We start from the raw sequence: 1070 nt of genomic DNA on the forward strand, positions 1-1070 counted from the left end.
ATCACGGAGTTTGATTGGCCTTTCACCCCTAACCACAGGTCATCCCCCAGGTTTTCAACCCTGGTGGGTTCGGTCCTCCACGAAGTCTTACCTCCGCTTCAACCTGCCCATGGCTAGATCACTCCGCTTCGGGTCTTGAGCGTGCTACTAAATCGCCCTATTCGGACTCGCTTTCGCTACGGCTTCCCCACCCGGGTTAACCTCGCAACACACCGCAAACTCGCAGGCTCATTCTTCAAAAGGCACGCAGTCACGACGTTGAGTGCAAGCACTCAACGCGACGCTCCCACGGCTTGTAGGCACACGGTTTCAGGTACTATTTCACTCCGCTCCCGCGGTACTTTTCACCATTCCCTCACGGTACTATCCGCTATCGGTCACCAGGGAATATTTAGGCTTAGCGGGTGGTCCCGCCAGATTCACACGGGATTTCTCGGGCCCCGTGCTACTTGGGTGTCTCTCAAACGAGCCGCTGATGTTTCGGCTACGGGGGTCTTACCCTCTACGCCGGACCTTTCGCATGTCCTTCGCCTACATCAACGGTTTCTGACTCGTCCTGTCGCCGGCAGACGACAGAAGAGAGATCCCACAACCCCACATGCGCAACCCCTGCCGGGTATCACACGCATACGGTTTGGCCTCATCCAGTTTCGCTCGCCACTACTCCCGGAATCACGGTTGTTTTCTCTTCCTGCGGGTACTGAGATGTTTCACTTCCCCTCGTTCCCTCCACACTGCCTATGTGTTCAGCAGCGGGTGACAGCCCATGACGACTGCCGGGTTTCCCCATTCGGAAACCCCCGGATCAAAGCCTGGTTGACGGCTCCCCGGGGACTATCGTGGCCTCCCACGTCCTTCATCGGTTCCTGGTGCCAAGGCATCCACCGTGCGCCCTTAAAAACTTGGCCACAGATGCTCGCGTCCACTGTGCAGTTCTCAAACAACGACCAACCACCCATCACCCCGGGACAACATCCCGAGTGCACTGGGGCCGGCAACCGAAGACCCAGCCATACGGCCGTGCCCTCAGATACCCAACAGCGTGCCCGACACCCTCGCCTCTTCTCTCC

1 rRNA gene is annotated in these 1070 nt (G+C 58.2%); it reads right to left on the reverse strand.

The annotated features are described in order from the left end of the window. Nucleotides 1-908: ribosomal RNA gene (locus AB0K82_RS44710) — 23S ribosomal RNA — on the reverse strand; the annotation flags it as partial. Nucleotides 909-1070 lie beyond the last annotated feature (162 nt).

Source organism: Actinoallomurus sp. NPDC052274 (assembly GCF_040679475.1).
In the GTDB taxonomy this organism is placed as follows: domain Bacteria; phylum Actinomycetota; class Actinomycetes; order Streptosporangiales; family Streptosporangiaceae; genus Actinoallomurus; species Actinoallomurus liliacearum.